The organism is Photobacterium sp. J15 (assembly GCF_963870815.1).
In the GTDB taxonomy this organism is placed as follows: domain Bacteria; phylum Pseudomonadota; class Gammaproteobacteria; order Enterobacterales; family Vibrionaceae; genus Photobacterium; species Photobacterium marinum.
The window spans coordinates 158,737-179,743 of record NZ_CAWMUI010000002.1; the positions used below are offsets into that span (position 1 = coordinate 158,737).

General features: G+C 45.9%; 20 protein-coding genes. 12 read left to right on the top strand and 8 right to left on the bottom strand.

What is annotated here, in order from left to right; all coding sequences use genetic code 11:
• Window positions 1–5: 5 nt before the first annotated feature.
• Window positions 6–791 (top strand): hydroxyethylthiazole kinase, encoded by a 786-nt coding sequence (gene thiM, locus AACQ93_RS17600; RefSeq protein ID WP_064607164.1) that lies wholly within the window; start codon window positions 6–8, stop codon window positions 789–791.
• Between the two features lie 16 nt (window positions 792–807).
• Entirely contained in the window at window positions 808–1,422 is a 615-nt protein-coding gene (gene thiE, locus AACQ93_RS17605) for a thiamine phosphate synthase (protein WP_064607168.1), read from the top strand.
• A 76-nt stretch (window positions 1,423–1,498) separates the two neighbouring features.
• Here the strand turns inward: thiE and AACQ93_RS17610 are convergent, their stop codons facing one another.
• Together AACQ93_RS17610 and AACQ93_RS17615 are read right to left on the bottom strand one after the other, a co-directional pair.
• Entirely contained in the window at window positions 1,499–2,329 is an 831-nt protein-coding gene (locus AACQ93_RS17610) for a MaoC/PaaZ C-terminal domain-containing protein (protein WP_064607171.1), read from the bottom strand.
• 133 nt (window positions 2,330–2,462) lie between these two features.
• Window positions 2,463–3,335: a LysR family transcriptional regulator gene (locus tag AACQ93_RS17615; protein ID WP_064607174.1), complete on the bottom strand. Its 873-nt coding sequence runs from the start codon at window positions 3,333–3,335 to the stop codon at window positions 2,463–2,465.
• Window positions 3,336–3,536: 201 nt separating this feature from the next.
• On the opposite strand from AACQ93_RS17615, the gene AACQ93_RS17620 reads away from it, so the two are divergent.
• The 3 genes from AACQ93_RS17620 to AACQ93_RS17630 are packed head-to-tail and all read left to right on the top strand — an operon-like array spanning window position 3,537 to window position 6,892.
• Entirely contained in the window at window positions 3,537–3,761 is a 225-nt protein-coding gene (locus AACQ93_RS17620; protein ID WP_198160181.1) for a DUF1656 domain-containing protein, read from the top strand.
• Between the two features lie 21 nt (window positions 3,762–3,782).
• Window positions 3,783–4,658 (top strand): HlyD family secretion protein, encoded by an 876-nt coding sequence (locus AACQ93_RS17625; RefSeq protein WP_036799317.1) that lies wholly within the window; start codon window positions 3,783–3,785, stop codon window positions 4,656–4,658.
• A gap of 8 nt (window positions 4,659–4,666) precedes the next feature.
• Complete coding sequence (locus tag AACQ93_RS17630) at window positions 4,667–6,892, top strand: FUSC family protein (RefSeq protein ID WP_064607177.1); 2,226 nt, start codon at window positions 4,667–4,669, stop codon at window positions 6,890–6,892.
• Between the two features lie 147 nt (window positions 6,893–7,039).
• Here the strand turns inward: AACQ93_RS17630 and AACQ93_RS17635 are convergent, their stop codons facing one another.
• The 4 genes from AACQ93_RS17635 to AACQ93_RS17650 form a co-directional block, all read right to left on the bottom strand.
• The gene (locus tag AACQ93_RS17635; protein WP_064607181.1) at window positions 7,040–8,401 is read right to left on the bottom strand and encodes a hypothetical protein; all 1,362 of its coding nucleotides are present in this window, start codon (window positions 8,399–8,401) and stop codon (window positions 7,040–7,042) included.
• Window positions 8,402–8,558: 157 nt separating this feature from the next.
• A complete protein-coding gene (locus tag AACQ93_RS17640; protein ID WP_007464598.1) occupies window positions 8,559–9,125 on the bottom strand; it encodes an ECF-type sigma factor in 567 nt (188 codons plus the stop codon).
• Complete coding sequence (locus AACQ93_RS17645; RefSeq protein WP_064607184.1) at window positions 9,122–10,612, bottom strand: hypothetical protein; 1,491 nt, start codon at window positions 10,610–10,612, stop codon at window positions 9,122–9,124. Before AACQ93_RS17645 ends, AACQ93_RS17640 begins: the two co-directional genes overlap by 4 nt.
• 10 nt (window positions 10,613–10,622) lie before the next feature.
• Window positions 10,623–11,966, bottom strand: coding sequence for a serine/threonine-protein kinase (locus tag AACQ93_RS17650; protein WP_064607187.1), 1,344 nt, complete (start codon window positions 11,964–11,966; stop codon window positions 10,623–10,625).
• A 252-nt stretch (window positions 11,967–12,218) separates the two neighbouring features.
• Between AACQ93_RS17650 and AACQ93_RS17655 the strand changes: the two genes are divergently transcribed.
• From AACQ93_RS17655 to AACQ93_RS17675, 5 genes are all read left to right on the top strand, one after another.
• Window positions 12,219–12,968, top strand: a complete 750-nt coding sequence (locus AACQ93_RS17655) for a GntR family transcriptional regulator (RefSeq protein WP_064607190.1) — start codon at window positions 12,219–12,221, stop codon at window positions 12,966–12,968.
• A 5-nt stretch (window positions 12,969–12,973) separates the two neighbouring features.
• The gene (gene prpB, locus AACQ93_RS17660) at window positions 12,974–13,846 is read left to right on the top strand and encodes a methylisocitrate lyase (protein WP_064607193.1); all 873 of its coding nucleotides are present in this window, start codon (window positions 12,974–12,976) and stop codon (window positions 13,844–13,846) included.
• Between the two features lie 217 nt (window positions 13,847–14,063).
• Window positions 14,064–15,236 (top strand): bifunctional 2-methylcitrate synthase/citrate synthase, encoded by a 1,173-nt coding sequence (prpC, locus tag AACQ93_RS17665; protein ID WP_064607196.1) that lies wholly within the window; start codon window positions 14,064–14,066, stop codon window positions 15,234–15,236.
• A 51-nt stretch (window positions 15,237–15,287) separates the two neighbouring features.
• Window positions 15,288–16,739: a bifunctional 2-methylcitrate dehydratase/aconitate hydratase gene (locus AACQ93_RS17670; RefSeq protein WP_064607199.1), complete on the top strand. Its 1,452-nt coding sequence runs from the start codon at window positions 15,288–15,290 to the stop codon at window positions 16,737–16,739.
• A 76-nt stretch (window positions 16,740–16,815) separates the two neighbouring features.
• Window positions 16,816–17,133 (top strand): hypothetical protein, encoded by a 318-nt coding sequence (locus tag AACQ93_RS17675; RefSeq protein WP_064607210.1) that lies wholly within the window; start codon window positions 16,816–16,818, stop codon window positions 17,131–17,133.
• Window positions 17,134–17,491: 358 nt separating this feature from the next.
• Here AACQ93_RS17675 and AACQ93_RS17680 read toward each other — a convergent pair whose 3' ends face one another.
• Complete coding sequence (locus tag AACQ93_RS17680; RefSeq protein ID WP_064607213.1) at window positions 17,492–18,286, bottom strand: bestrophin-like domain; 795 nt, start codon at window positions 18,284–18,286, stop codon at window positions 17,492–17,494.
• 303 nt (window positions 18,287–18,589) lie between these two features.
• Between AACQ93_RS17680 and AACQ93_RS17685 the strand changes: the two genes are divergently transcribed.
• Entirely contained in the window at window positions 18,590–19,018 is a 429-nt protein-coding gene (locus AACQ93_RS17685) for a universal stress protein (RefSeq protein ID WP_064607216.1), read from the top strand.
• Here the strand turns inward: AACQ93_RS17685 and AACQ93_RS17690 are convergent.
• Window positions 19,015–19,572, bottom strand: a complete 558-nt coding sequence (locus AACQ93_RS17690; RefSeq protein ID WP_064607219.1) for a GNAT family N-acetyltransferase — start codon at window positions 19,570–19,572, stop codon at window positions 19,015–19,017. The two genes, AACQ93_RS17685 and AACQ93_RS17690, sit on opposite strands and share 4 nt — an antisense overlap.
• A gap of 193 nt (window positions 19,573–19,765) precedes the next feature.
• Here AACQ93_RS17690 and AACQ93_RS17695 point away from each other — a divergent pair, with 193 nt between their 5' ends.
• Window positions 19,766–20,122, top strand: a complete 357-nt coding sequence (locus AACQ93_RS17695; protein WP_064607222.1) for a diacylglycerol kinase — start codon at window positions 19,766–19,768, stop codon at window positions 20,120–20,122.
• Window positions 20,123–21,007 lie beyond the last annotated feature (885 nt).

Sequence of the window (21,007 nt, forward strand, 5' to 3'; positions counted from 1 at the left end):
ACAGCATGAACACACAAACCATAATTCAAGCCCTGCAAGCGGTTCGTGAGCAGAAACCACTGGTCGTAAACCTTACTAACTACGTTGTAATGAATAATACCGCCAATGCGCTGTTGGCGATTGGAGCTTCACCTATCATGGCGCATTCCCGTGAGGAAATGACGGAAATGATGGCTTTTGCCGGCGCGTTGGTTATCAATATCGGTACCCTGGACAGTGTATGGACGCCGCGTATGGTATTCGCTGTTGAACAGGCAAATCTTAATAATAAACCGGTAGTGCTCGACCCTGTCGGCTGCGGTGCCAGCCGCTTACGAACAGAAACCTCTCGCCAGATTGCGAAGGCGGCCAATAAGCTGGTTATTCGGGGTAATGCGTCTGAAATTATCGCTCTTGCAGGCGAGAAAGGACAGAACAAAGGAGTGGATGCTCTCGATAGCAGTGAAGCAGCAGTGGATGCGGCGCGCTATTTGGTCGGGGAATACCAATGCAGTGTGGTTATTTCCGGTGAGGTTGATTTTGTTGTCACCAATGAAGGACAGGCTCAATTGCGTAATGGCCATACCATGATGCCTTATGTTACCGGTATGGGATGCACCCTGAGTGCACTGACCGGGGCTTTTGCCGCGGTCGGAGAAGAGACCGGATTAGCGGCGGCGGCCATTCTAGGTGTGGCCGGTGAAATAGCGGCAGAACAGTCGCAAGGTCCGGGGTCTTTGCAGCTTAATTTGCTGGATGCCTTGTATCAGCTTGATGAAGAGACGCTGGTTCAGCGCCTAAAGCTGGTTTAGTTTTGGGGAGTAAAGAATGAGTCCGTATCGTTTATATCTTGTTACTGATGATCAACAGGATCTGGATACCTTAAAGACCGTTGTTAAAGAAGCTGTCACGGGCGGGGTGACCATGGTACAGGTTCGGGAAAAGCATGGTGATGTGCGTGCTTTTATCGAAAGGGCCTCGGCAGTGAAAACAATCTTGCAGGGCACCGGTGTTCCGTTGATCATCAATGATCGTGTCGATGTGGCACTGGCTGTAGATGCCGATGGTGTACATCTGGGCCAGTCCGATATGCCTGTTGAAATGGCTCGCCGGTTAATCGGTAAAGACAAGTTGCTCGGCCTTTCTGTTGAAAATGAACGGCAACTGGCTGAGGCTGAATCTTTGCCTGTCGACTACCTTGGACTGAGTGCGATTTTTGCTACCCCGACCAAAGCTAACATTAAGAAGGAGTGGGGCATTGATGGCCTGAGTCATGCCGTCGCGCAAAGTGCTTTCCCCATTGTGGCAATAGGCGGGATTAATGCGTCAAATCTTGATGCAGTTATTGCCACCAATGTCGATGGTGTTGCGCTGGTTTCGGCAATTTGTCATGCCGAATGTCCGAGAAAAGCTGCTCGTGCTCTTATGGAAGTATTGTCCTAATGGCAGCCTTTTGGGGGTTAAAAACAATTGTCCGGACCATCTATTTTGGATGTTGTTCGGACAATTTCCAAAGCCGTCAGTTTTCCATGTACCCGCTTACAACCGGTTTGCCGCTCTCACTTGTCATCATCAGCATATTTGAGTCTTTAACCATCAGTAATTCTGTCGGAAGCAATGCCGGGCGATTAAATTCAAAGGCAGCTTTTTTAACAGGTGCATCCAGGTCTGCCATTAATTGGCCGACCATATACATCCCATGCGCTATTGGCTTTTTATAGCCAAAAAGCCGAGACAGCAAACTGCAAAGGTGAATCGGATTGTAATCTCCCGAAATGTTGGCATATCTTCGTGACATCTTTGGGGTGATGACTGTTTTTATTGCATGTCTTAAATTGGTCGGGCTGGCAAATTGAGTGTTCTTTTGCGGCCTTTTCGGTGCTGTACTTTGTCTGGTTCGAATCAGATAACGGCTTTGGTAACGGGCAACGCACTGGCCCCGTTGGGAGGTCAATTCGCCCGTCAATTCAAATTCAAACCCCTTATCTATGTTGATTTGATCCGTGACGGTTAAAGAGAAGCTGTATTCTTCGGTCGGTTTTATTGCTGCAAAAGATTCAAATGAAATATAACGGTGAACAATGCCCCTGAGCGTTAGTTTTGCTGCTTCCTGGTTAAGCAAAAAAAGTTGTGCTGGTTGTGTGGCGACAAATAGAAATGGGACTGGAACAATGTCTGAATTAAACCCTAAAAAGTGACAGTAATTCTCCAGCTGGCTTTGGTTAAAGCGAAAACCTGTTACAACTAGTTGGATATTTTCAATTTTGTTTTGCTTGTTGCTCTTTAGCATTGCTTTCGCTAACAAGGGGGCTGAATTGGGCAAATCTGAGCTGTTAATCGTAATATTCATTTCTTATTCTTACGCATATCCTATGCATGCAGGCATAAAACTGATGCGGTAAATTACCATTAATTCAATGGCGGAAAAATGGTGAAATCAGACATATCCCAGTCTGTTAAATAGGCTCTTTTCCTGTTCCGGCTTACTCTTCTAAAAACGCCATCAAAGCATTGAGCCTTGCTGTATCGCGCAGGTACGGCGGATAAATGATGTACATGTCAATTTTCTCCAGCGTAAAGTCTGGCAGAACTTGTATTAAGCGACCTTTTTTTAATTCGTCGGCAATCTGGAATATTGGCTGAAGGGTAATTCCTGCACCTTCAAGTGCGGCATTGAGCATGGCCTGACTACTATTGATGTTTAGTCTGGATCTGACTTCCGGGGCGTAACGTTGGTTGCCATCATAGAATTGCCATTTTAGCGGGTATTTGCTGGTGTTGTGTTGCAGGCATTGATGATGAGTCAAGTCATCCGGGTGTTTGGGAAAACCAAATTGTTCTAGGTACTGAGGAGATGCACACAGCACCATGGAATAGCTACGGATTTTTTTTGCTATCAGGGATTCATGACCTCGGGTGTGGTCAAGGAACATGATATCGAAGCCGTCTTTTAAAAGATCAACTGGCTGATTGCTGAGGGTGACATTCACCGTCATTTTCGGGTGTGCGGTCTGGAATTTGGCCAAACGTGGGGCAAGGAAAGAGATCCCAAAATTAACCCCTGCTGCAATATTTAAATTACCACAGGGCTCGTTAAGGCTGCGGTGGATATCATTTTCGGCGGCCAGCAATTCAGACAGAATCGTTTTGCATCGGCGGTAGTATTGTTCTCCGGCCGGTGTCAGGCTTTGATGACGGGTCGATTTATTCAGCAGTTTAGTTCCCAATGAAGCTTCCAGTCCCCTGATGTGCTTACCCACCATTTGAGCACTGATATCCCGTTCTTCCGCGACGGCGGCAAATGAACCGCATTCAACGGCTTGGACAAAAATTTCGATACTGGTTAAACGATCCACGGTATAGCTCTTCTGTCGTCAGAGGTTTTGACTCTTGATGATTTTATTATTATTCGAAACTCATAGTTTCGAGTGAATGCTTTTTCTATACATTTATCATCACCAATTCCGTGAGTATCATCACGTTTTGTTTCTTTGATCTCCCCGACAGGACGGTTTGGCTCTGTTGGCGGCTTGATGTGTTGAAAAGGAGTGGTGAGTGTGAACGCCGCTTTTTCTTATATTCCTCGTGAAATTGCTTTTAGTGATATTTATATCCCGCCGTTATTGGTGGCGGCATTGCTTGGTTTGGTGCTGACATCTGTAACAGTGCGATTGCTTAACAAATTAAGGTGGCATCGCTTTTTTGTCAGCCCGCCGTTAGTCGAGCTTTCACTGGCGGTGATTTATACCGTCTTAATCAGTATTTTTTTGATTTCAGCGTAATTGTTTGTTGTGAGTTTGCCTGTGATAAAACGTGTTTCTTTAACTGTGCTACTGGTGTTAGCCGCTTTATGTTCCATCGGATGGAAGTATCAGCAGTATCTGGAACAGCCCTGGACTCGTGATGGACAGGTCAGGGCGCAGGTAATTCAGATTACACCGCGTGTGACTGGGCCGATTGTTGCGATGCACGTCAATGATAATGCCGAAGTGCAATCCGGCGATACTTTATTTGAAATCGACCCCCGTACCTACGAGGCGGCATTAAAGCAGGCTGAGGCAAATCTGGCTCAGGCGAAATCGAAACTGAAAAAAGCCCAGGATGATGCCAAGCGCGGCAAGTCGTTACATCGCCGGGAGCCGGGGGCATTGTCTCAGTCAACGCTGATTAAGCTGGATAATGCCGTTGAAGCGGCTGATGCGGGTGTCATGGTCGCGAAAGCCGCACTGGAGCAGGTCTCTCTGAACCTGGCATTTACTCAGGTGAAAGCGCCTGCCGATGGATTTGTGACTAACCTGACTTTGCGTACAGGTAGCCAGGTTGTGGCTAATCAGCCCTCGGTTGCGCTGGTGGATCGGAATAGTTTCTGGATTGAGGCCTTCTTTAAAGAAACCGATATTAAAGATGTTACTGCAGGCGCAAAAGCTGTGGTGACTCTGATGACCTATCCGGACCAGCCGCTTGAGGCCAGAGTTGAAAGTATCGGTTACGGCATCGCTCACAAGGATGGTAGTACCGGCGTGGAACTGTTGCCAAACGTGAATCCTAACTTCCAGTGGATACGTCTGGCACAGCGGATCCCGGTAAGAATAAAACTGGATAAAGTACCGGATGATATCCAGCTCAGGGTGGGTACTTCAGCTTCAGTGATGATCATCAAAACTGCGCAAGATGTGTAGGAGGTGAGATGATCAGTGAACGCTGCAAGCTACCATTGAAAGTGGCGTTGGCGCTGACGCTCGCCATTGTCAGTGCTTTGTGGTTGGGATGGGATAAACCCTACTGGGCTGCATTTGCCGTTATTGTGATGGCGGCGACAGAAACGTCCGGGCATTCATTACGAAAAGGCCGACACCGGGTGTTAGGAACAATCGCCGGGGTAATTTCTGCGTTTGTCTTTGTCGGGCTCTATGCCCAGCAGCCTTTACCATTTCTGCTTACTTTCTCTCTGTTTGCCGCGGTTTGTGTTTACTTGCAGACAAACCCGCGCAACGGCTACATGTGGTCGATAACACTGATGGTTTGTTCTTTGATTCTGGTCATGGGGAAACTGTCAGGAGAGCTGACGTTCAACATTGCTATGCTGCGTTTGCAGGAAACGCTGCTTGGAGTGCTTTGTTTTACCTTGGTCTTTAGCCTGCTTTGGCCGGTATCAAGCCGTCGTTTGTTGCATGCCACATTGCAGGGCTTTTTTGTTGAGCAGCAGGAAAAGGTCAGCCAGAGTGCCTGTTTTCTGGCCGGAGAAGGTGAGCGATTAAAAGGGTTGGGCTTTGGTGACGGGATGCGTTTTTTGTCCCGGATTGAAGACTTATTGCCTGCTGCGATGGCAGACAGTTATCACGTCTCCCGTGAGATAGCTGCATGGCAAAGATTCCTGGTGCAGCTGAAAAAATGGGCGTTACTTTGCGGACACCTTTCAGAAGCCTGCGATTTGCTGGATTCATCAGAGATCCCTGGCGGGCAGGCGGAATTGCTGGCATTACTTGCCCGCATTAAACAGCGTTTTGCGACTGCAGGGCATTTGCTTGACCTCAATTCAGGAAAACCGAATACAGCTGAATTGTCAGCAGTAGAAAGAATTCGATTGCATGCTGACCATGATATAAACCCGCAATACAGTGGGGCGATTCTCTTGCTTGAGCAGGTATTGAATCAGATGGATGAGCTGAGCTTCGAGTTATTGGTCACTTTGCAAGAGGCGGTAGGTCAGAGGCATGGTAATGCCAACTCATCAAACCGATACGATAAATCTGTGAAGTCAAATGGCGCTGAAGCATGGTTTCGTTTTGATCCTGAGCGGATTTATCCGGCATTAAAAACCGTCATCGTTGTTTGGGTTTGTATTGCACTCTGGCTGTATGTACCGATGCCCGGCGGTGCCATGATCGTATTGCTTGGGGTGATATTAGGAAGTGTGGTTTTCACCCTGCCATTTTGTAATGTGAAATCGCTGCTTTATACCATGATGGCCTGGTCATTGGTGGTTTTGTTGCAATACGTCCTGCTCATGCCGGTATTCACTGAAGTATGGCAACTGGCTCTGTTTTACTTTATTAATGCGTTCGGAATCTGGTTTGTTTTCTGGCAACCTCAGCAGTTGCTGACCAAAATGCTGGGCTCACAGCTGCTGGTTATGATGACAATGGGCGCGGTTCAGTTGACGCCGCAGTACGATATTCAGTTTGCTTTGCTGCAGTTGTTGTTGATTGTTGTCGTGATGCTGGTGATCTTTTTTGTCAACCAGACCTTCTTTTCAAGCCAGCCGGAACAGGTTCTGCTGCGCCAGATGAGTAGGGTGCGACACTTATTTATCTGGCAATTGCGCTTACTGGGAAAACCGGGCCATCAACAAAACCGTAAGCAAAAAGTGATAAGTAAATGGCTGAATAATCTGATATGGAATCAGAGTTCACTCCATCCCGTTGCGGTGGCAGAGGTGGCGACAACCCGAATAAACTGGGCCGGTTACCCGGATGTTGATACAGAAAAGCTGAGTTTAGTTATTTCGCGCCTTTATGCTGCAAATCTGCGCCTGAACTCGTTGCGCGACAGTTATCGGGCTTATCTGGCTGTTCAGGATGAAGGTTCAACGTCACGTCGAAACGCAGATCTGGACCGATGGCTCGCAAATTCTGTAACGGCATTGTCGAATCTGCTTGAAAAGACCAACGGGCTCTATTGTCTTCAACCGACAAAAGAACAGCTGGCACAAATCCTGTCTCATCTTCATTTGTATCGGCAGGAGATCAATTCCGATTCGTTGTTGCAGCTGACATTAAGCAGGGAAAAAGCATCGAAGCTTTATCAGCTGGTCGCAGCACTGAAATTGCTACTGGATGAATTAAAGCAATTGAACGGTTTGGTTTCTGAAGTGGGTTTTGAGCAACTCAGGTATCGTTATTTTTCATTATAAACGTTGAGATTGTCGCTCTTAGGCCATTTATGAATTGCTTTGAAACAAGCTAATGAAAAAGCCGCAACCAAAATTATGGTTGCGGCTTTTTTCTTTCCGGCAAACCTTCAAAAAGTCTGCCTGAAAGGGATTTATTTTATTACCGAATTACTGAGCCAGTGACTGCCACTTGTCGTAGATGCCCTGTGCCAGCGCTTTGTTATCCGTGAAGAAATACGGAATGTTTTCGTTAGATTTACCTTCGAAGTGAACGGTGAAATCTTTGTCGCTAATAGTCGTTGGATGCAGAACCCAGTCACTGTCATCATCCATCATGTCATTGCCGCTGATAACCAGTGCTTCGTTCTCGATCTTCCAGGTTTGCTTCCAGGTTTTCGTACCTTCAGTAATTGTTACTGCATCGCCTTCTTTGGCAAACGCGATGGTAACAAAATCTGGATCGGCATTGTCAGTCGTTGAGTCATCCCACATGTGATAGAAGGTTTTGCCACGGTAAGCTGCGTCAGTAGCTGTTATTGCAGTGTACCCATTATCAATATTCGTTTGAGTGTAGAAGATCATGTCATCATCTGGTGTTACAACCAGGCTAAATGCATCACTCATGTAGATAGCTTCATCAATACCATCTGAAGTTTTAAAGCCATTTGTAGTGAACTCAATCGGGAATGTTTCTGGCTTCCCGTTATCGTCTGTAACTGTGACTTCGTTTGTAGCAAATGTCAGTTTAGATAAACCTTCGCGACGGAAGTAAACTTCGTTGGTGCTGATAGAGTAGAACGTTTTGTCTGAACCAACAAAGTACTCTTTCACTGTCGGTGGCATATCGTTGATAACCGCTTTGCCTGCGTCATCAAAAGTGATAACAATGTCGTCAAGCTGCTGGCTGTTGTTGATTGCCTCATCGACAGCTTTGACGATGTCACCAGACTGCTTCAGCAATTGGTCTGATTCTTTTTTCGAGGCTTCAATTGAACTGCCTAGTTCAGAGGTCACTGAGCGGGCAACTGCGTGTACTTTTTGGGCATCCTGTTTTGTATCCTGTACTGTTTTGCCTGCTACATAGTCACCAGCAATCAGTTCTTTCGGCAGGTTTAGTTCTGCTGCCAGTTCATCAATGGTGATTTCTTTAACGGCTGCCAGCGTGGTAAAAGGAGTAACAACATCTGAACCGGCTGTTGCCATCATCTCTGTGGTTTGAGTCAGGCGACCACCTTTGTCGGTGTCGTAAGTTTTACCAGCAATTGCACGGACGATCAGAGAGTACTTGGTATCTTCGTTTTTGATTGAGATTACGCCATTTTCGTCGGTGAGTTTTTCCAACTTTTCATTGGCGTCGGCAACATTGTTGCCGTTACGGTCAACATAGACTTCTGCATTAACCAAATAACCATCAAGAACTTTAACGTTCGTGCTGGCATTGTTTAATGCGTTACCGTTACTGTCGTTGCTTCCACCACATCCTGTAAGAGCGAGTGCCACTGACGCTGCTAATAAACCTAGTTTTTTCATTATCATTATTCCCATTCAAAAACGATGAATACCGAAAATTGGTGTATCGAATCGGCGGCTAAGTTACAGGGGAGGGATTGAGCCATCAAGGAACGGAAAAGCGACAAAAAACCGTAAGATTTTTTGCCGCTTTTACTAAAAATAGTTAATTGGTAACTCAGGCCATTTTAGTTTGCAGCCAGCAACGGGAGAATTTCAGATCCTTCTCGATCAGGCTGTTACTGCATTGCAGGAGCTGGCTGATTTCCTGATTTTTCATTCCCAGTAAATACTTTAGCTTCAGTGCCTCAGACTGCCGTGGGTAGTGCTGACTGAAATTATCCAATACTTTATCCATACTCAGGAGTTGTTCGAACCGATCTCCTTGGGAGTTTGGTTCTGCCTGGGGCATTTGCTGTCTTTTCTGAGCGTTAAGGGCTCGGGCATGATCAATGAGGATTTGTCGCATGACTTTAGCTGCCATCAGGTAAAACTGGCGGCGGTTTTCTATATGGGATAAGTCTGTGCCTGCCAGTTTCAGGTAAGCATCATGGATCAATGCTGTGGTGTTGTTGATGCAATCACTCAGCACCTGATTATCATCGCCGTGTTTTTTTGCATTTCGGGCTCGCTCCTGGTGGGCGATACTACGTAGCTGCAAATAAGCAAACCGGTACAATTCAGACTCTGCGTTTTTATCGCCATGGTGCCATTTATGGATGATTTGGGTGATATCCTGACTCATGTTCGTGACTCCCTGTTTTGGTACTTTTTCAGCTCGGAAATCAAATGTGTCTGAGGGTGTTGAATTCCTTTATTATCGACAACGATATGCTGTTGCAGGCGGTACAGAACACCTTGTTCCCAGTTTTCTCCTGCTGGCAGGTATTCCCAACTGGTATAACGAGGCTTGGTGTCAGTGTCATACCATTTAACAGCGGTATTGAGCTGAGCAAGTGTTGCCTTTGAGTTGGCTGGTTCCAGCCACCACATATCACTGTGTGATGCGGTTACATCGTTGGCGTAAGCTTTGATCCCGGTCGGGCATTCATCGTCGTCAGGCGCTGCAGAAAGTACTTTGCCGCCTGTGACTAACAGGCATTGATTATCGATGTTACCGTCGCTGAGGTAAGTTGTTTCCTGCCAGATGCCGTCAAAATCAACATGGTGATTTGCGTCAGCTCGGGTTGTCAGCCAGATTGATTCAGAGCGGTTAAGGTGAGAAACGTTTTCCTTAGGTCCCAGCCCTTGGTTTTTTTGCATCAGTAACTGTGTATTTGGGTCGTAATTAATCGCGACTGTGCGGTATTTCCAGTCTATTTCGTCATCGTAATCTTCAATGGTAAATCCGTTAATATCATTACGGGTACAACCCTGGATAGCGCAGCCGATAAGTCCACCCCATTCGGCAAATACTTCGATAGGTTCAAAAAGCACTTCGGTATACCTGTGTTTGGTATTCAGTTCACAGCCGGAAACAGAGCCGTCAGTACTGCCAAAGTAGTCACCGATATCCGGGTACTCATAAATCCCTTCTGCTGTGACCATATAGGTCATACTGCCAATCGGGCCGTAGTAGTCTGGTGATGACTTTCTTGCCACATCAAAAAAGCACAGGTTGCCCTGCCAGTCGCGGCGTTTGATGATGATATTGCGGAATTTTGTATTGAGCGGACGCAGGATCACTTCTTCAGAGGTGAAGTTCTTTTCGATATAAGTCTGACTCTCATCGAGGTGACGGGCAGCTTCCTGAACGGAAACCAGATTAATGCCCAGCTTGTCTTTTGAAGCGTCCAAAGCCTGAAGGTTTATTTGGCGCAACTTCTTCTGAAACTGCGGATCGGACAGTGCTTTGCTGACAAGGATTATTTCCTCTCGATTGCCTGGGGTACTGTCCAATGACAGCAGTAGTCGGGTCAGGTTAACACTACGGCTGGGGGTAGCTGATGCCAGTGTCGGGGTGACAACTTCCTGACCTGATAATGTCGCAATCGGAAGTGCAGATTTGTTTGTGCCCAGATAGAAGGTGACAACGTCGCCGTCTTTATAATTGAAAGCCCCCTTGTCAGTAAAACCATCCAAGCTGGAACTGGTTTGGTAATAAAGCCCGGTTACCGGGGAGTCTATGAAATAGCCGGTCTGAATATCTGAGGCAGCCTGAATTTCAGAGGCAGACATCACCAAATGGCTGATGGTTGCCAGAGTAATGGTGGAAAAAGTCCTTTTCATCATGAGATATAACCTAGTTTGATACTGATGTTGCACAATTTTGTTGGCAATCTATTTTTATTGAGTGCTTCTCCGGCACTGGTGTCATCATTGCTAACAGCATTTTTTGTTTTATGTGTTGTGGCAGATCCGGGTTAGACAAAATACGTCTGCGGGTCAGCTCAAGCATGGTCTGAACCGACATCTGTCTGTCGACATCCCCTTTACTGTGAAAGAGCAGGCTGGTGACCTCAAACATCATGTCTTCGGCGATTGCTTTTTCCTGCTCCAGTTGTCTGTTTTTATGAACTAATGTTGCTGAAAATAAGACGGCGCACAGCAACAGGCATCCGGCCAATGCTGAAGGTAGTGGCCGACGCTGTATCAGCTTGTGGGTAACATAAAATGGCTTGTGGGCTTTCAGGCTGATTGGACGTTGGTTGAGAATGCTTTTGATGTCAGCCATCAGTTCTATAACCGACGAGTAACGCTGCCCGGCATTTTCTTTTGTTGCTTTATCTATGATCAGCTTTAGATCTGATTTTGCCGGCTGCTCACCCATCATGAATAACAGTAGTTTTCCGAGAGAGAAAACATCACTCTGGTTGGTCAGGTATTGGCCGTTTTGTTGTTCAGGGCTGGCAAAAGCCTTGCTGTAAGCCAGAAGGGGGGCGGCATCTTGTGAAGACTGCTGCTGTTTCTGGGTAATGTTAAAGTCGAGGACTTTTGGCATCAGTGCGTCGTCAACCAGCACGTTTTCAGGCTTGATATCGGCATGTAAGATCTGGTTTTGGTGAGCATGCTGGATCGCCTGGCATATCCGGATAAACAGCTGGAGTTTCTGTCTTTGGTTCAGGTTTCCTGAGTTGATGACTTCATTGATGGTCCGGCCTTTTACCTTTTCCATCACAATATAGACATATCCCTGGTGTTCACCACCATCGAATACTTTGGCGATATAAGGATGGTTCAGTCGGGCGAGCAGCTGAGCTTCCTGAAACAGGAATGCTTTTCCCAGAATATCGGTCAGGGATGGCTGGATGAATTTGATCGCCAGCTCCTGTTCAAATGTCTTATCACAGCGTTCGGCAGAATGAACAACCCCCATACCGCCGCGACCGATTTCGTCATTGATTTTGTATTTGTCGATCGTAAGACCGTTGAAGCTGATGTCGTTATCGAATACCTGTTCGACATGGAAGCCCAGCAGTTGGGTCAGTGCTGCGTCTGTTGCCTGATTTACATTAATTAGCGGTAGAACTTGTTGGTAAAGCGACGGGTGTCGTTTTTTAAGATCGTCAAGAGATCGCTGTTGCTCTGCTTCATTGAGATCAAGCAGCTGATAGAAAATTTCAGTGGAACTAAAGTTAGCTGTCACGGGAATGGCGTTGTTCTTTTATATATTGAGCAATATATATAAAAAAATGGAACGCTGTTAAGTATATTATCATTAAAACACGTGTTTACATGACATACATAGCAGTTTTGTGTCTCGGTGGTGATTATTTCATCTGTTTTTAGTGTCAACAATCAGACTAAGGTCTGATACACATTGTTAACAATCATCCTTGAATAATTCCCTTTCTGGTTCTAGATTTGCTCATAAGTTGATTAATTGTTAACAACAGGTATGAGTAAACAAAGTTCATTTGCAGGTTCTGTCGACAATCCTTATCTCAATGAAAAAGCCGGTAATGATGATGCTGAGCGGGAGAATGCAGGTAAGGAGTTGACCAAATCAGAGAATCTGACTGAGCAATTAATCGAGCTGATAGTTAACGGCGATTTCCCGGAAGGAAGCAAAATATCCGAACCTGAACTGGCTCGCCGCTTTGGCGTTAGCCGTGGGCCGTTGCGCGAAGCAATGATGCGGGTGGAATCACTTGGGTTGGTAGAGCGAGTGCCGCATGTAGGTGCAAGGATCGTGACGCTGACCAGAGCAAAGCTGCTGGAAATTTACGCGGTGCGTGAAGCACTGGAAGGAATGGCTGCTCGCCTTGCCTGCATCTATATCACAGACGAAGAAATCGATGCGCTTCAGGATTTGCTGGAAACTCACCGCAAGCATATTGAGCTGGTTGACGGTGCTTCTTACTTCCATCAGCAGGGCGACTTTGACTTTCACTATCGGATCATTAAGGCCAGCCGTAACAGCAAACTCATCCACCTGTTATGCGGTGAGCTTTATCATTTATTGCGAATGTACCGTTACCAGTCCCAGCGTTCACATTCGCGTCCCTCTCAGGCATTAGGCGAACATTTCCATTTACTTTCGGCGTTGAAAGACAGGGATGGCGAGTTGGCCGAAATGCTGATGCGGCGACACATTATGCGAAGCCGTCAGCTGATTGAACAACAACTGAAAGATGACAAGGAGTAAGTCTCATGAGCCCGGGAAAACGCTTCAGGCAGGCCGTTGCAGCCAATCATCCGTTGCAGATTGTCGGCACCATTAATCCGTATTGCGCCATGATGGCGGAGCAGGTTGGTCACCAGGCGATTTATCTTTCCGGTGGTGGTATTGCCAATGCCTCTTATGGCTTGCCGGATTTAGGGATTACGACGCTGAACGATGTGCTGGAGGATGTCCGCCGGATCACCGCCGCAACAGAGGTGCCTTTGCTGGTGGATATTGATACCGGTTTTGGCGGCGCGTTCAATATTGCGCGCACAATCAAGGAAATGGAGCGAGCCGGGGCTGCTGCAGTTCACATGGAAGATCAGGTTACTCAGAAACGTTGTGGTCACCGCCCTAATAAAGCCATTGTCAGCCAGAGTGAGATGGTCGACAGGATTAAGGCGGCGGTCGATGCCAAAACTGATGATGATTTTGTCATTATGGCGCGAACGGATGCATTGGCAGTGGAAGGGATGGGCCCGGCAATAGAAAGGGCTGCTGCTTGTGTTGAAGCCGGTGCCGATATGATTTTCCCTGAAGCGATTAAAACGCTGGATCAGTTTCGGGAGTTCGTTGCTGCGGTTAAGGTACCGGTTCTTGCCAATATTACTGAGTTTGGCCAGACCCCGCTGTTTGGTTGCGATGATTTGGCTGAGTGCGGAGTGGATATGGTGCTTTATCCACTGTCGGCCTTTCGGGCAATGAACAAAGCTGCGCTGAATGTGTATCAGCACCTCAAGCAAGAAGGGCATCAGCGTAATGTTGTGGAGTTTATGCAGACCCGGGAAGAGCTCTATCGCTTTTTGGGTTACCACGACTATGAGCAGAAGCTCGATAAATTATTCAACGATAAATCATAACTACAACTCTTCCTGAAGGTATTGAAATACAGGCAAGTTAGTATTTCGTTTATTAGTGGGAAGACCATTTATTTAGTGGAAAACCCAAGAAAAATATTCATAACTGCTGCTGTTATCGGGTGGTAAGGCTCTTTTTTGCCTGAAGAAAACAGGAAACAAAGATAACGGTAGATATTTTTCAATAACGTGAATCACAGAAGAGTGAAAGGAGTCTGCTATGACTGCGATAGCCGTAGCTGATAAGAAAAAGGATAACTCGTTAAACAATAAACCTCTGGGTGGTGCTGGCCTTCGCGGCCAGAGTGCCGGGGTAACCGCATTATGCACGGTCGGTAAAACCGGCACTGGGCTGACTTACCGTGGTTATGACATAACTGACCTTGCTAAACACGCTGAGTTTGAAGAGGTTGCCTATTTGCTGCTCAAGGGCAAATTACCGACACAGGCAGAACTTGATAGCTATAAACAAGTGCTGAAAGAAGCTCGCGGTCTGCCGCCGGCATTATGTCAGGTATTGGAAGCGATTCCGGCTGATGCTCACCCGATGGATGTGATGCGAACCGGGTGTTCTATGCTGGGAAATTTGGATCAGGAGCAGGATTTCTCTGAGCAGTGGGAAAAGACTGACATTCTGCTTGCCATGTTGCCGGCCATTATCTGCTATTGGTATCGCTACAGTCATGATGGTATCAGGATTGATACCGCCAACAGTGGGCAGGACAGTATCGGCGGTTATTTTCTCGAAATGCTGACAGGTAAGGCTCCGTCTGAGCTGCATAAGCAGGTGATGCACTGTTCATTAGTGCTTTATGCCGAGCATGAGTTCAACGCCTCGACTTTTACTGCCAGGGTTTGTGCGTCCACTTTATCTGATCTCCATTCCTGTATTACTGCTGCGATTGGCAGCCTGCGCGGGCCGTTGCATGGCGGGGCCAATGAAGCGGCAATGGCCATGATTGAGCAGTGGCAGACGTCCGACGAAGCGGAAGCCGGCATTTTGCAGATGCTTGAGCAGAAAGAAAAAATCATGGGATTCGGACATGCAATCTATCGTGAGTCTGATCCGCGTAATGCCCTTATCAAAGCATGGTCAGAGAAACTGTCAAAAGATGTCGGTGACACTACGTTATACGCGGTTTCTGAACGTGTTGAACAGGTCATGAAGCGTGAGAAAGGCTTGTTTTGCAATGCTGATTTTTTCCATGCATCGGCTTATCACTTCATGGGTATTCCTACCAAGTTATTCACTCCTATTTTCGTTATGAGTCGGGTTACGGGCTGGGCGGCACATGTTTATGAGCAGCGTGCCAACAACAGGATCATCCGTCCGAGTGCGGATTATACCGGGCCAGAGCACCAGGAGTGGCTTCCTATTGAGCAACGTAGTTAGAACAGTACGGATGCAATAGACAAGTAAACGAATTGAGCAGGGAATAACACAATGAGTATGAACGTAGATATTAATGAACGCCCGCAACCGGATAAACTGCTGGTACAGATTGCCGAGTATGTTGTCAATACTGAAATTGAATCAAACGAAGCCTACAATACGGCCCGTAACTGTCTGATGGATACGCTGGGATGCGGTTTGTTGGCGCTACGTTTTCCTGAATGTACCAAGCATCTCGGCCCTGTTGTGCCGGGAACTACCGTCAGGAACGGTGCTAGGGTTCCGGGAACTTCCCATGAACTGGATCCTGTGATGGCGGCGTTTAATATCGGTTGTATCATTCGCTGGCTGGATTTCAATGACACCTGGTTGGCGGCTGAGTGGGGCCATCCGTCCGATAACCTGGGGGGGATTCTCGCCACTGCCGATTACCTTAGCCGTGTTGCTGTTTCACAGGGGAAAGCACCGCTGACCATGCGTGATGTGCTGACGGCGATGATCAAAGCGCACGAGATCCAGGGCGTACTGGCGCTGGAGAACAGCTTCAATCGCGTCGGTCTTGATCATGTGTTGCTGGTACGGGTGGCATCGACTGCTGTTGTCACCAAAATGCTGGGTGGTGATCGTCAGAAGATCATTGATGCGGTTTCCCAGGCCTGGGTCGACGGTTGCTCACTTCGTACGTATCGTCATGCGCCGAATGCCGGTTCTCGTAAATCCTGGGCAGCAGGTGATGCCACATCACGGGCGGTACGTCTTGCTATGATCACCATGAAAGGAGAAATGGGATTGCCGTCGGTGCTGACAGCATCACAATGGGGTTATTACGATGTGTTGTTCAATGGTGAACCGTTTCAGGTTAATCAGACGTTTAACAGCTATGTGATGGAAAACGTGCTGTTCAAGATCTCTTTCCCGGCTGAGTTTCACGCTCAGACTGCGGTGGAATGTGCAGTAGCACTGCATGAAAAGGTCAGAGACAGAATTGATGTGATTGACCGTATTGAAGTGACAACTCATGAATCAGCGATTCGGATCATCTCTAAAGTCGGTGATCTGGCCAATCCGGCAGACCGTGACCACTGCCTGCAATACATGATTGCGGTGCCATTGCTGTACGGTGATCTGGTGGCTGAGTATTACGAAGATGAATTTCATCAAGGTGATGAGCGAATTGATGTTCTGCGTAACAAGATGGAAATCATCGAAGACAAACGTTACAGCGCCGACTATCTCGAATCAGACAAACGTTCAATTGCCAATGCAATTCAGATTTATTTCAAGGATGGGTCTTGTACAGAGAAAGTCGCGGTTGAATACCCGATTGGTCATCGCCGTCGTCGTGAAGAAGGAATCCCGGTGTTGGAGCGTAAGTTTGTGCGTAACTTGCAAACCCGCTTCCCTGTTGCAACCTGTCAGGCGATTTTTGATTTGTGCAGCGATCAGACCCGCTTGGAGGCAACTCCGGTAAACGAGTTTATGGATCTCTTCGTGATTAATTAAAGTTTTTTTGTGATCTTGATCATCCTCCTTTTCTGCACTATCAATAAAAACAGTGCATTGCGAAAAGGAGGATTCTATGCAGTTTAATCTGATTATTGTGCTGTTTGCGCTGGCTGCTCTGGCGCTGGATAAGTTCTCAATGTTTGACGATAAGTCTGAGCGTTACGTTAATGCGCCTGTTGATATATCATCATCATTGGTCGCGTCAACAGACAGAAGCAATGTGCAGTCATCGTCGGCAAAGAATCAGCCTGTAGTTTATCAGCAAGTAGCCAACAGAAAAGAGATGACAGTTACCAGAGAAACCAACAGTGCAGATCACTTTGAGCAGAAGATGTTTCCGACCAGGCATCAGGTGGTATTAGGTTCTGTTGTTGTGCCTTTCGAGCATTAAAAAAGCCGCATCAAGCGGCTTTTTTATATTGTTTTAAAAATGTGGCTCTTGTTTTTCTCAGCAGAGATTGAGAGTCCTGTTTTATTTTTTGCCTAACCAGTTTGTTGTCCTTACTCATAGTAATGACTCACGGCGCTCCTTGCGTGCCTTTCTGACGTTGTTATAGATTTATGATATTAATGTCCATTCACTGCAAAAATAAACACAAAAGTGTGATTTAAATCGCAAATAAATGGGTGGAACAAAATATATCGTACAAGTGCCTTAATAGATAGCGAGATATGGTCGCTCTAAATGCAGAATTTTGTAACTGTGATCACACTCACGTAAGGGGCAGAAACTAGTGAGTAGTTTCGCTTCAATCACTTGGCGAATTAATGTTCAGGCTGTCACGGAGATCGATGAGCGGCTGCTGGCTGATTTCAATGATACTACGAACTGGGCGATCTAGTTCGACGATCAGTGTAAGTACTAAAGAAAAAGCCAGTGCAAAAGGCAGTGACGCGACTAATGTCCGATCTTGACCCTGAGAGCCAACCTGAATGCCATTCAGGGCAATGGTCAGAAAAGTAAGTAAACCGAGTGTAAACCAGATGCTGGCTGGGATACGTCCCCGAATACCTTTATTTACACGCTCTGTGTGGGTATCAATCACCTCATTCAGGGATTCAATATACAGGCGGCTGGCTGCAGGTTTTCCTTTATGATGGGCAGCGGCCGCCTGCTGCCATAGTTGCTGTTGAATGTTTTCGCTGATACGGATCACCTCATTGACTCTGGCTTTGCGCTCGCTTTGCTGCTCTACCACTCTCAGATTCACATATTCTTTCAGTAATTCTCTGCTTTTGCTCCGATAAGGCTCGTCAAGCAGCTCGGTTCGAAGAACTGCGGTTCCAACCTGGTTAGCCTCGTTTAAAACCAGTTGCTTCCTTGTGTCGTGCTTAGCCGCAGCCATGCTGAATGTGATGGCAAGTATGAACGCCAGCAGGCTGGCAAGACCGGTTGCCATCGGGGTGATGGTCTTACTGATTTTATTTGGCAGAAAAAGCTGTGCCAGACGATAACCAAATTCAAACATCAGTAATATGGCCCCGAAAATCAGGCCCAGGATGATGAAAATTGACAGGGAGTCGATGAACGATTCTTGATACATAACACTGCCTTTGCTGCTTTGTTTTATTGGAATGCTCCGGCGTTTGAAAAGGGCTGTAGCAAACAATGCAACAGATTTAAGTAGTTACTCTGTTCAGTATAGCGTTATACATCGGCACGGATGACCAGCAGTTGAGAAAGGGCTTTTACTACTTATGTGCGAAACCGAATGTTAAAGGATTGAAACAAAATGTGTTCACAGTACTATTCTGTTTCGGTTTTATCTTCTATGGTTTTTGTATCATCAGGCATTTTGCCTTAACGATATCAAGCTGATTGGCTAACTGCGTTGAAGGAGAAACCTATGGGATACAAACATGTATTGCTAGCGCTAAATCTGGATGAAAACGCAGAGAATTTAGTGTTGAAGGCGGCAGAACAGGCCAGAATCAATCATGCGCTCTTTAGTGTGATTCATATTGATCCGGACCTTGGGCATTTGGACGAGGGTGTTCGGGAGTTTGATGAAGCTAACTTGGATGAAAAAGAACATTATGAATCGGTTCAGGCTATGAAGCGGCTGTTGCGTGGGGCCAATTACCCGGTTTACAAGCACCTGTTTTATACCGGCTATATTGAAGATCAGATGATTAATGCCGTCGAAAAGTATGATGTTGATTTGCTTGTACTAGGTCACCATCAGTCAGGAATTATTCGACAGTTGATGATGTCGCTAACAGAGCCTTTGGTCAGGCAGATGCCGTGTGATATCCACCTGTTCCGGCTGGATTAGTTGGCAGCCCTAATTGTGTGAGGCATAGAGAGCTTCAGGTGGTCAGCGGAATCCCATCTGTAGACATATTCATTGACCAGGCTTCCGTCAGGAGCCTGCCATTGTTGGGTTTTGCAGTGGCGGGCTCCGAATTTTTGATAAAACGCCTGGGCACCTGTGTTACTGGCCTGCACTTCAAGGTACATGCCATGGGCTGTATATTCTTCATAGGATAAACGGGCTGCGGTCTGCAGCAGTTGTTTTCCTACTCCCCTTCCTTTGCAGCTTTTGTCTATGTGGAGATTTTCTATAAGAGTTCCCCACTGCGGATGGTTGTTGAGATAAAAACAAATGAAACCAAGAATTGTCTTTTCATTATTATCACAGGCAACAAATATTCTTTGGTTTGTTAGTGGTTGCTGAAACCGCTGTTGCCAGACTTGGTATCTGTCTTGATAAATATCACGGGTGAGATATATGTGTGACAATTCTCCTCTGTAAATATCCTGCCAGCTTTTTGAGTGTAATTTTGCTATCTGCGGCATATCTGCTTTACAGGCTGTTCTTATTTTCAAGCCGAATAACCTTTCATTGGATGATTATTCGTTATTTTAGTTCATGGTGAGGGAGTTAAATGCGGGCCTTATGAAGTAACTTGCTAAAAGGCTTTCATCCCTCTAAGGCATTAGACTTATCTCTTTGTTATTAGGTGGATTGGTTGCTGTGCAATATAATTCACTGTAGATGTTTGAAATAGAGAGTAAATATATGAAGCCAGGTGAGACAGGAATTAAACGGATTATAGATGCTACTGGTTACTCTATTCAGGGTTTAAAAGCGACATGGAAATATGAAGAAGCCTTCAGGCTTGAGATGATACTGCTGCCAATTCTGACAACGATCACATTTTTTCTTCCGGTAACAAAGTTAGAGCAATTAGCTATGGTAGCCAGCTTGGTTCTTGTCGTGATTGTGGAGTTGTTAAACTCAGCTGTTGAGGCTGTGGTAGACCGAATTGGTCATGAGCATCACGAACTGTCAGGAAGAGCCAAGGATATAGGTTCTGCGGCTGTGTTTGTTACCATGCTTTTGGCTGGATTCACCTGGCTGCTGGTTTTAATATGACCTGTTTGATTGCGGGTGATTGCTTGTATTAAGGATAAAAATATAAACTATATTCATAACGTCTTATGAATATAGAAAAGCCCGACGAAAATAGAAAAAGCCGGGCTATATTCCCTTTGTTAGATAAATTAATAATAAGAAAGTATATTTAAAGTCAGGATGTTCTGGATATTGTCCAGTTATTTGAGCAATCATGGCACTCTAATTCAGCATCTGTGATGCTTTTATTGATTAATTCGGTGTTATGGGAGTCACATTTCGGGCATTGAGTTCTTGATGGCGGGCAATTAATATCAACGCAATGATTGGTTTTGTCCATTGATTTTATCATTGGTTGCTTGCATTCAGGGCATAACATTTAATAAATCTCCTTTTATTAAAGTCAAACAGTCAAATTAACTAGTAATTTAATATCACCATAAACTTTAAATCTCCAGTTCTCAGAGGTGTTCATTTTATGTTCATTGATCCGAATCAGAAAAGACGGTTTGAAATAAAATATCAACCCGAAACTATTAAAGCAGGTATATGTTTATCATACTAATAATATACAGTTGATTGTTTCAGTTTTGTGGGTAAAGCTGGTGGTATGTCTCTTTGGTTAACTATATAAATAGTTACTTAACTTCTTAATTATCATGAAGCTATCCCGTTGTTTTCTGGCTTATGTTTGTGGACATGCGGGGTAATTAGATGCTCTGGATATTTATAGATTTCATCTTGTTTCGCTTAAGTATTGAAAGCAATTGTCAGCATATCAACTGGTTTGATATTGGTCGCGTTTTATTATTAATAAGTGTGCATAACTGCGTGAAGCGAGATCAATAAAGTGTCGGATTGTGTAATTATTTATCAATTTATTATTTACATGCCTTCTTTGTGAAT

Excerpts from the sequence above, each read along its gene's own strand:
- thiM (WP_064607164.1), top strand. The coding sequence starts at position 6 with ATGAACACACAAACCATAATTCAAGCCCTGCAAGCGGTTCGTGAGCAG.
- thiE (WP_064607168.1), top strand. The coding sequence starts at position 808 with ATGAGTCCGTATCGTTTATATCTTGTTACTGATGATCAACAGGATCTG.
- AACQ93_RS17610 (WP_064607171.1), bottom strand. The coding sequence starts at position 2,329 with ATGAATATTACGATTAACAGCTCAGATTTGCCCAATTCAGCCCCCTTG.
- AACQ93_RS17630 (WP_064607177.1), top strand. The coding sequence starts at position 4,667 with ATGATCAGTGAACGCTGCAAGCTACCATTGAAAGTGGCGTTGGCGCTG.
- AACQ93_RS17635 (WP_064607181.1), bottom strand. The coding sequence starts at position 8,401 with ATGAAAAAACTAGGTTTATTAGCAGCGTCAGTGGCACTCGCTCTTACA.
- AACQ93_RS17640 (WP_007464598.1), bottom strand. The coding sequence starts at position 9,125 with ATGAGTCAGGATATCACCCAAATCATCCATAAATGGCACCATGGCGAT.
- AACQ93_RS17645 (WP_064607184.1), bottom strand. The coding sequence starts at position 10,612 with ATGATGAAAAGGACTTTTTCCACCATTACTCTGGCAACCATCAGCCAT.
- AACQ93_RS17655 (WP_064607190.1), top strand. The coding sequence starts at position 12,219 with ATGAGTAAACAAAGTTCATTTGCAGGTTCTGTCGACAATCCTTATCTC.
- prpB (WP_064607193.1), top strand. The coding sequence starts at position 12,974 with ATGAGCCCGGGAAAACGCTTCAGGCAGGCCGTTGCAGCCAATCATCCG.
- prpC (WP_064607196.1), top strand. The coding sequence starts at position 14,064 with ATGACTGCGATAGCCGTAGCTGATAAGAAAAAGGATAACTCGTTAAAC.
- AACQ93_RS17670 (WP_064607199.1), top strand. The coding sequence starts at position 15,288 with ATGAGTATGAACGTAGATATTAATGAACGCCCGCAACCGGATAAACTG.
- AACQ93_RS17675 (WP_064607210.1), top strand. The coding sequence starts at position 16,816 with ATGCAGTTTAATCTGATTATTGTGCTGTTTGCGCTGGCTGCTCTGGCG.
- AACQ93_RS17680 (WP_064607213.1), bottom strand. The coding sequence starts at position 18,286 with ATGTATCAAGAATCGTTCATCGACTCCCTGTCAATTTTCATCATCCTG.
- AACQ93_RS17685 (WP_064607216.1), top strand. The coding sequence starts at position 18,590 with ATGGGATACAAACATGTATTGCTAGCGCTAAATCTGGATGAAAACGCA.
- AACQ93_RS17695 (WP_064607222.1), top strand. The coding sequence starts at position 19,766 with ATGAAGCCAGGTGAGACAGGAATTAAACGGATTATAGATGCTACTGGT.